The organism is Peribacillus sp. NPDC096540 (assembly GCF_050278525.1).
GTDB lineage: Bacteria > Bacillota > Bacilli > Bacillales > DSM-1321 > Peribacillus.
In genome coordinates this window covers 1-8,939 of sequence record NZ_JBNNTG010000074.1, presented here as the reverse complement: position 1 = coordinate 8,939, position 8,939 = coordinate 1, and the positions used below count along the sequence as shown (strand labels likewise).

General features: G+C 37.2%; 8 protein-coding genes. 6 read left to right on the top strand and 2 right to left on the bottom strand.

Annotated features, from left to right (window positions below):
• Positions 1–274: 274 nt before the first annotated feature.
• The 5 genes from ACQKMR_RS27690 (at position 275) to ACQKMR_RS27670 (ending at position 4,789) form a co-directional block, all read left to right on the top strand.
• Entirely contained in the window at positions 275–727 is a 453-nt protein-coding gene (locus ACQKMR_RS27690; protein WP_427700133.1) for an N-acetyltransferase family protein, read from the top strand.
• Between the two features lie 620 nt (positions 728–1,347).
• On the top strand, positions 1,348–2,658 hold the full coding sequence (locus ACQKMR_RS27685; RefSeq protein WP_427700132.1) for an amidohydrolase family protein: 1,311 nt from the start codon (positions 1,348–1,350) through the stop codon (positions 2,656–2,658).
• 171 nt (positions 2,659–2,829) lie between these two features.
• On the top strand, positions 2,830–3,255 hold the full coding sequence (locus ACQKMR_RS27680) for a cytidine deaminase (RefSeq protein ID WP_427700131.1): 426 nt from the start codon (positions 2,830–2,832) through the stop codon (positions 3,253–3,255).
• 295 nt (positions 3,256–3,550) lie between these two features.
• Positions 3,551–3,967: an RrF2 family transcriptional regulator gene (locus ACQKMR_RS27675; RefSeq protein WP_427700130.1), complete on the top strand. Its 417-nt coding sequence runs from the start codon at positions 3,551–3,553 to the stop codon at positions 3,965–3,967.
• 114 nt (positions 3,968–4,081) lie between these two features.
• Positions 4,082–4,789: a nitroreductase family protein gene (locus ACQKMR_RS27670; protein WP_427700129.1), complete on the top strand. Its 708-nt coding sequence runs from the start codon at positions 4,082–4,084 to the stop codon at positions 4,787–4,789.
• A gap of 850 nt (positions 4,790–5,639) precedes the next feature.
• On the opposite strand, the gene ACQKMR_RS27665 is transcribed toward ACQKMR_RS27670, so the two are convergent.
• A complete protein-coding gene (locus ACQKMR_RS27665; protein ID WP_427700134.1) occupies positions 5,640–6,503 on the bottom strand; it encodes a LysR family transcriptional regulator in 864 nt (287 codons plus the stop codon).
• A 226-nt stretch (positions 6,504–6,729) separates the two neighbouring features.
• On the opposite strand from ACQKMR_RS27665, the gene ACQKMR_RS27660 reads away from it, so the two are divergent.
• Complete coding sequence (locus ACQKMR_RS27660; RefSeq protein ID WP_427700128.1) at positions 6,730–7,548, top strand: alpha/beta hydrolase family protein; 819 nt, start codon at positions 6,730–6,732, stop codon at positions 7,546–7,548.
• Between the two features lie 311 nt (positions 7,549–7,859).
• Here the strand turns inward: ACQKMR_RS27660 and ACQKMR_RS27655 are convergent, their stop codons facing one another.
• Positions 7,860–8,618: a class I SAM-dependent methyltransferase gene (locus tag ACQKMR_RS27655; RefSeq protein WP_427700127.1), complete on the bottom strand. Its 759-nt coding sequence runs from the start codon at positions 8,616–8,618 to the stop codon at positions 7,860–7,862.
• Between the last annotated feature and the right edge of the window lie 321 nt (positions 8,619–8,939).

The following is an 8,939-nucleotide window of genomic DNA, read 5'->3' as shown; positions in this document are numbered from 1 at the left end:
ACTTGTATTCTTACGTTCCAAGACGGACACATCCTCTCAAAAATTATTGTAAGGACTTAACTAAAATGTGTCCATGAAACTATACTAACTCCAGTTATTGAATTTATAATAAAGTTATTACATTTACAATAAAGATATTGAATGATTCAATCAAGTTTGTGGAGTAAATACTACGCCAAATGAAATGGGTCGCGGATATTACGTATGTTTACGTTTTAAGGGATGATTGTATACTTGTACTAAAGTACCTTATCTTAAATCTTGGAGGGTTAGTATGGTTAAATTTAGAATGGCCACAGCAAAAGACCTAAATGAAATTGTACGAATGCTTGCGGACGATGAATTGGGTAGGACAAGAGAACGTTACGAAAATCCTCTTCCAGAAAGTTATCTAAAAGCATTTGAATCAATTGATTCAGACCTGAATAATGAATTGATTGTTGCGTGCCTTGGTGAAGAAATCGTTGGTGTTCAACAGATTACTTTTACTCCTTATATTACACATCAAGGTGGTTGGAGAGCTACTATTGAAGGGGTTCGAACGGCATCTACAGAACGGGGAAAAGGTATAGGAACCAAGTTAATTCTATGGGCAATCGAGCGTGCAAAAGAGCGTGGCTGTCATATTATTCAGCTAACGACTGATAAAAAGCGAGAAGAAGCGTTACGTTTTTATGAACGTTTAGGATTTAAAGCGACACATGAGGGTCTAAAAATGAAGCTTTAATTTCTTAAAATCAATTTAATAGAGGTCGCAAATAAAGTTACCGTAGTCTACGGCAACTTGAAGAAAGCTTTTATTTGAAGGGTATTTGTGGAAAAGTCATATTGTTCTTGAACTAACGGATGCTTTACTTTAAAATCGGAGCTGTCATTGTGATAGCTTTTTTTGTTTGTTTGAAGTGTTTTTTTTAAGTTCCATTTGGATTTGGCAGTCTCAAGCGTGTTGCTAAACCGTTCGTAAAAGTACAACTTAGCGAATTTTGGAACAGAATTTTCACTCTAGTACAGACGAAGAATCTGATGGATCCGGATGATATGGCAGATATCATCGTGGAAAGTGCACAGCCTAGAAAATATTTAATTGTAGAAGAAGTAGTAATTAACACTATATAGGTGAGGATATTCATATAGATAGTTATCTGTCGTTAGCTAAATATATCGAAAGAATAATAAGTGTAGTTGAAAAGAACATGTCTTCAGCAATAGACTGCCCAAGTGCAGTAGGGTTGGTTGGCAAATCTCAGCTTGGAAGGCATACAGCGGATTATCAACGGAGCTTTTTAATAAAGCAGAATAGAAAGAAGTTTTTCTAATGATGCGAAATAATTTTGGAGGAAATAAAAAATGAAAACAATTTATATTAACGGTAACTTTTTTACTATGGACAAGGAAAATCAAATCTTTGAAAACGGCATGATGATTGTGCAAGATCAGTGCATATCCTACATCGGACAGCATTCTGAAGAGCAACTGACAGATGTAGATCAAGTAGTGAATCTTGGCGGAAAATGGGTTCTACCTGGACTTGTGAATGCCCATTCGCATATTGTGATGACCCTTTTACGCGGGATTGGAGACGACATGTTGCTGAAGCCTTGGCTTGAAACTAAAATATGGCCGATTGAGAGCCAGTTTACAACAGAAATCGCCTCTGTTAGTACCCAGCTTGGCATTTTGGAGATGTTAAAATCAGGAACAACTACATTTTCGGATATGTTTAATCCTAATGGTATAGATTCGGATGCTGTCATACAGACGATTGGAGAAACCGGGATTCGTGGTGCCTTTTCCTATACGATTTTTAGCTTAGGTACGGAAAAAGAACAAAAAGCGAACCTCATGGGGGCTGAGCAGTTTTCGAAAAACTATAAAACGTTTGCCGATGGCCGCCTGACAACCATGGTGGCACCTCATAGCCCGTATGCTTGTACGCCTGAGGCGATTTTGGAGAGTGCACGGATTGCTAAAGAGAATGATTTGATGGTACACATTCACGTTTCGGAAACGGACTTTGAAATTCTGGACATCGAAAAGCGTTACGGATTCCGTCCTGTCGAGCACCTTCGCCGTTTAGGCCTGTTTGATCAACCAACTGTGATGGCCCATGGTGTGGTTCTAAACGATGAAGAGCGAGCGATATTAAAACAGCATGATGTACGTGTTGCCCATAATCCAATTAGTAATTTAAAGCTGGGATCGGGGATTGCTGATATAGTCAGCCTTCTGGATGCAGGCATTAAAGTGGGAGTTGCAACAGATGGCGTAGCTTCCAATAACAACTTCGATATGTTCGAGGAAATGAGAACGGCTGCATTGCTTCAAAAAGGCATTTATAAAGATGCTACCAAATTCCCTGCGCAAACGGCACTGGCCATGGCCACAAGAATGGGAGCCGAAGCGATTGGCATGGGTCATACGGGTTCTTTGGAAGTAGATAAAAAAGCAGATTTCATCACTATTTATCCATATGATAAAGAGCATCTACAACCCCTTAGTGAAGCGTATTCGCATTTACTTTACGCAGCACGCGGAAATGATGTATGTGATGTATACATTGATGGCAAGATGGTTGTGAAAGATGGCGGATGCTTAACGATCGATGAAGAAAAAGTGATTGCTGAAGTGAATCGACTGCAAGGTACTCTTTCACGATAAACCCAAAATATTTTCCTGTAATTACCAAAACGAACAAACGGTTGCTTATAAGAGAGGTTGCTGAGGCAGCCTCTTTTCAAATGCAACTAAAGGGGCAGTTTCGCTTTAAAAAAACTATACCTCGAATAGATTGGTTGTTAGAATTTAACTAATGATAAAGGAGGTAATGACTTGAATACAGAGCAAAAATTATTTGATGCAGTTACTAACTTAATAGAAAAAAGATACCCCGAAGGTTGGGGTGGAGCAGCAGCAATGGCTTTAGAAGATGGTTCAATACTTACAAGTGTCGCTCCTAATATAATAAACGATTCGACAAATCTGTGTATGGAAACAGGAGCTATTTTAGAGGCCCATAAATTGAATAAAAAGATTACGCATTCGATATGTGTAGTTCGTGATGATGAGAAGTCAGAGTTTAAAGTGCTTTCTCCCTGTGGAGTTTGCCAAGAAAGACTATTTTATTGGGGGCCAACAGTTAAAGTAGCAGTTAGTTTACCAGGACGAGACCTAACTTTTAAAACATTGTCAGAGGTACAGCCCTATCACTGGACAGCGGCTTATGATGAATACAAAGAAAAATGGAATGATAAGTAAACACTTATTCCCTCTTAGGGGGAATCATTCAATAAAAAGCGGAGACAATCCGTTCTTTCTTATGCTACAAAGGTGAATACAAGGATAATAAAATAACGTCAGTGTTGATAGACTAATACTGCGTTGGTTAAATAAAAAGCATGATGGTTATAAATATGGTTATAAATTCGTATCCAGAAAGATATCCATCCATATCATTTAACGTTCTGGAAAAAGAGTGGCTTTCCGGCAGAATTCTTTGATACCTCGTTGTATATGCATTAAAATAGTTTAAAGTAGAGGAGAGGTGAAAGAAATGACCGAAAAGGTTTCCAGTATAATGTGGTTCAGTCTTGCATTACAAGCTCTACTTGTTCTTGCAGATCATGAGGGATTATGTAACAGCAGTAAGTTGGCAACAAAGCTTAACTCGGAGTCTGGTTTTCTTAGAAAAATATTAAGTAATTTAGTAAAGGCAGGGCTGATTCAAGCTAAGGAAGGCAGGGATGGAGGATATTCACTTGCCAAAGATCCTGATCAAATCATACTTGCCGATATATACTCTGCAATAAAATCTGAACCTTTTTCAAAAGGCTTCCTTGATGTGAATGATAAAAAATGCTTTCAACCATCTTCTCGTGATGCTTTATGCGGTTTGAAAAATGAGATGGAGAGCTGGATTATACAAGGTCTTGAACAAAAGACGATTGCTGATTTACAATCAAAATCTTAGAGTGAGAAACGAAACTAATAGGGTTTCGTTTTTCTTAAACTGTATTTGACATAAGAACAGTATCTGATATATACTGTTCCTGTAATAAACACAGTTAAATGGAGGTCATTATACATGACAAAAAATACAATGAGTAAAGAAGAGTACCTAAATAAATCAAAAGAATTGAATATACCACTTGAAAAGCCAAAGGTCCTTACTGATACAGACTTTATTACGGTCGCAAAAGAACGGAGATCAGTTCGCCAATACGATCCAGAATACGTGATGACTGAAGAAGAAATTCGTGAAATCCTGGATATTGCGATTCAAGCGCCATCTTCTTCTAACTTACAACCATGGAGATTCCTTGTCATTCAAGATAAGCAAGTCCAACAAGAATTGTTACCAATCGCAAATAACCAACAACAAATTGTCGATGCCTCTGCTGTCATTGCCGTGTTGGCTGATATAGAAGGTTACAAAAACGCTGAGCGAATTTATGGTGAACTAGTTAATAAAGGCATTATGAAGAATGAAATCAAAGAGCCATATGTAGCTTCAATTATGCATAATTACAGTAACTTTTCCGCTGAAAAAGCTTTAAGTGTAGCAATGATTGACGGTGGCTTAGTTTCCATGCAAATCATGTTAGCTGCAAAAGCAAAAGGATTGGATACAGTACCAATGGGAGGATTTGATGAAGACAAATTTGTTGAAGCATTCAATGTACCGGAAAACTTCAAACCGGTCATGTTAATCTCCCTTGGAAAAGGAATGAAAGCAGGATTTGAAAAAGTACGTTTACCACTTGATACTTTATTAACTTGGAATAAATACTAAGGCTTAATAATATACGGGTTCTGGAGCAAAGATTGCATTCATTGTAATTTTTACTCCAGAGCCCTTTTTGCAATGAAGGATGGAGATGTCCCTCTTGTGCAAATCGACTATGTAATAGTTCAATAACAATGCATCTAACAGGGGGGAAACTAGAGAATAATTTAAATGAGTCAGTAACCATACGAACTATTAGTACACTCGCAAGGCAAAATTGTTTTAATAGTTGATGATTTCCATAATATATATTTTAGGTTACACAGCATTTATCTATCGCACAGTTCGTACGAACTATGCTTTATGAACTATCCTGCCCCGTTAGTATACAAAAGTTTAATTATTTTTCTATTCCTCTGGTTGTACAAACGCGCTGTTAGAGCAAAAAAAGGTCGCTTAATTACCAGTTGTCAATACCGGTTTACTTTTCCCCATTTTCATCGGAATAAAAATCCCCATTTCTATCGATGTTCTCCCCGGGTAAGAGTACAGACTTTCCTTCCATGTCTCCGCCTCATTTACTTTGTGACACCTTCGGCAGTAAGGACTTTATCTTGTTTAGCAGACTCATCCACTGTCACCTAGCCTTATATGAGATTCGTTTCCTTCGGAGCAGAAGTTTGCCGCCGACTTCCTTCAGATATGAGAGTCACCCCTCATACCCTTGTCTTAAGCTACAGTTACTACTGCCTTCACTGTTCGGGACTTACACCCTAGAACCTGCACCCATGCTGGGCACACTAAAAAAATCCAAGGAGCATTTCCCCTTGGATTTTGTCTTAATTTCGAACATAGTGTTTTTCTGAAATTGTCAATAGTTATAGATATTATCATTTGGACTTCACATAACGAAAGTTTAATCTAAATTTTGCATCTCTTCAATAAACAACTTTACAGCAATAGAAGCTTCTTTTAATGAAGGAACTGCTATAGCAATTTCTCTACAAAATGTTGGTTCTAAAGTTCTTATGCAAAGGTCATTTGGTAAATGTTCTATGATAAGATTAGGAACGATTGCTATGCCTAGCCCTTCTTGAATCATTTTCAACAGAGTATTAACTTGAGACACAGTAAATTCAGCACACAGTTTAACTCTACTCTTTTTAAATATATCAATAATTGGTGATTCAAATCCTCCTCTGCATAAAATTAATGGTTCGTTCTCTAAATCATTGATATGAATAGAATCTGTCTTGGACAAAGGATGGGCTTTTGGTAAAATTACAACCATTTTATCTTTAGCAATTGATATTACATCCATTTCTTTTCTTGGGGGGATGACAAATCCTACATCAACCTTTTTAGTAGATAACCAATCCTCTATTTCATCTAACGACCCTTCGAAAATAACAATCTTCAGAGAAGGATATTTTTGGCGGAATATCTTAATAATTCTAGGCAAAAACTTAGTGGAAGCGCTAGAGAAACTTCCAACTCGTATTGTTCCTATCTCAAGTCCTTTTTCAGCAGCCACCTCCTGTTCAATCTTATTTATATGATCCAAAATAGCTCTAATATGGAATAGCATACTTTCTCCAACGTCCGTTAGAATCAAGCCTTTTTTTCGATCCCTAAACAATAAGGTAACTCCTAAATCTGTCTCTAAATTCAATATGGCATGACTGACAGCCGGCTGGGTCATATTTAAAGTTTGTGCAGCTTTTGTGAAACTGCCTGTGTCTATCGCTGTTACTAGCACTTGTAGTTGTGTAATCGTCATCATAAGTAAATACTCATACCACCTATTAAAAACATTCATTTTATTTATGTTGTTAAGTATAATATCATAGATTATGTAATCATAACAAGGAGGTTTCCCCGATTCTCGTCATCATATGGGGGATAAACTTGCCTATGGCTAAATTTGCTTTAAATTATTTTATAGCATCCCCTAACTACGTTTAGGCTTGGAATGAAAAAGTCCAGAAAAACATGGAGGTGCTCTTATGAGTATACGGAATAAACGATTCACTTACGGAAAAAATCAGTTGCAGTTTGGGGATCTCCGTCTCCCTGAAGGAGAGGGTCCTTATCCAGTTGCAATTGTCATGCACGGTGGATTTTGGAAAAACATTTGGGGCCTTGATATGATAGAACCTGTAGCAAAAGATTTGGCGTCGAGGGGAATAGCGACTTGGAACATTGAATTTCGTCGTGTTGGAGATGAAGGCGGAGGATGGCCAGGTACTTTAATTGATGCTGCAAATGCAGCCGATTATTTACAACAAATAGCGGAAGAAAATCATCTTGATTTAAGCCGGGTTATTGCTATTGGGCATTCTGCAGGAGGGCATCTAGCTTTATGGTTAGCAGGTCGTAAGAAACTACCAGAAAATAGTGTTTTAAGAACTACTGATCAACCACTTTCTCTTAAGGGAGCGATAAGCTTAGCAGGGGTTAACGATCTTGCACTCATGGATGATGTTCATCATTTACGTCTTTCAGAATTCGGTAAAGAAAATAACCATCCTGTATCTGATTTGTTAGGTGGGACACCCAAAGAGGTTCCGGAGCGTTATGAGCAAGCTTCTCCAATTCAGTTATTACCCCTTCAAGTTCCACAAGTTCTTATTCACGGATCACTCGACATTAATGTGCCAATCGGAATTAGTTATAACTACAAACGTGCAGCAGATGCTTCTGGAGATCAGGTAAAAATGGTGGAAATCCCATCCGCCGAGCACTCTAAAGTGATTGACCCCAATGTCGAAGAATGGTCATATATTATCACAGAAGTTACCAATTTATTGGATATGGGGCAGTAACACAACAAAAATGTCACCACTCGAAAAAAAAGGATTAAATTTTACTATTATCAACTTACAGAGACTCGGTTACAACATCGAAAGAGCAACTTGAGCCTTAAAATGTACAACTTAATACTGCAATTGAATCATTCGAACCTAATTTCTTTAAGAATGCGGTTTGAGTTTCAAATGAGCCGCCTTTAGGACGGCTCTGATCTTCAGCTAACGCACCCGTTAGTTGATTAAAATATATGAATAACTGAGTGTAAAAACACACTCAGCCCTTTATACAAAACTTTAAGTTGTCCCATTTATACTTTCTTAAATTATTACTTTCGTACAGCTTCAAATGTAATAATTTGGCGCGCATTTGATGGTTGCTTCTTATAACTATAATCAGCAGAGCAAGTTATGTCTGAGAAACCAATACTTTCCAAAATTAGTTTAAATTCCTCAATTCCATACCAACGCATTGCAAATCTCTGCAGTTCAGTTTCAATTAACTTGCCTTTTCGCCACTTCTCATATTTTGAATAGGATACAGTAATTTGATTAAGCCAATCAATTTCTATTGATTTGTTTTCCATCGTAATCCCGTCGCCACTTGGTAGAGGAAAAGTTGAAGTAGATGTCTCTCCCGTTTTCCAACCATGAGGTAATTCAAGGTCCACAATCAAACGTCCACCTGAAACAAGATGTTTATAAAAACACCTTAATGCGTCTAAAGAGTCTTCTCTATTTTCTATCAAACAAAACGAACCAGTTGGAATAATAATCGCCTCATAACTTGATGGCAATGAAAAATCTTGTAAATTACCTTCATATAAATTTGGCTTTAATCCTCGTTTTTCACAACGGATACGACAAGAATCTAACATTTCAGGAGAATAATCAATTCCATCAACTGTATATCCTGCCTCAAGAAATGGAATTATAAAACGACCTGATCCGACTGCTGCTTCTAAAATTCGCCCTTGACAGTTTTTTAATCGTTCTTGGTAATATTCAATATCACCGTCTATAGAATACCCCACAGGTTTTGTAAAATCATAAAGCTCCGTACAAAGTTTACTGTAATAACTAAACATATATTGTTTCCTCCGTTTTTTTGTGCACGGAAGAATTCAATAATTACTAATCCTTCCGTACCTCGAATTTAATTGATGAATGGAAAGAGCTGACTATCATAGTAAATCACTCGCTTTCAGTTAAGTATATTAAACATTGTACTTTAATAATGTTTGTTAAGAAACTTTAAATCTCGTAAGGATGACTTTACTTATTCTTTGTTAGCTTTAAACATATTTAGAAAACCCTTAATGAACTCCCTCAGTTTAATAGATAATGCTCACGAATACTCGCTTATTCGCAGGATTTCAAACCACATGGTATAGGTTGCTTTAGATGAA

Bases quoted from the DNA above. Each gene is read 5' to 3' on its own strand.
- ACQKMR_RS27670 (WP_427700129.1), top strand. From the start codon at position 4,082: ATGACAAAAAATACAATGAGTAAAGAAGAGTACCTAAATAAATCAAAA.
- ACQKMR_RS27655 (WP_427700127.1), bottom strand. From the start codon at position 8,618: ATGTTTAGTTATTACAGTAAACTTTGTACGGAGCTTTATGATTTTACA.
- ACQKMR_RS27690 (WP_427700133.1), top strand. From the start codon at position 275: ATGGTTAAATTTAGAATGGCCACAGCAAAAGACCTAAATGAAATTGTA.
- ACQKMR_RS27675 (WP_427700130.1), top strand. From the start codon at position 3,551: ATGACCGAAAAGGTTTCCAGTATAATGTGGTTCAGTCTTGCATTACAA.
- ACQKMR_RS27685 (WP_427700132.1), top strand. From the start codon at position 1,348: ATGAAAACAATTTATATTAACGGTAACTTTTTTACTATGGACAAGGAA.
- ACQKMR_RS27665 (WP_427700134.1), bottom strand. From the start codon at position 6,503: ATGACGATTACACAACTACAAGTGCTAGTAACAGCGATAGACACAGGC.
- ACQKMR_RS27660 (WP_427700128.1), top strand. From the start codon at position 6,730: ATGAGTATACGGAATAAACGATTCACTTACGGAAAAAATCAGTTGCAG.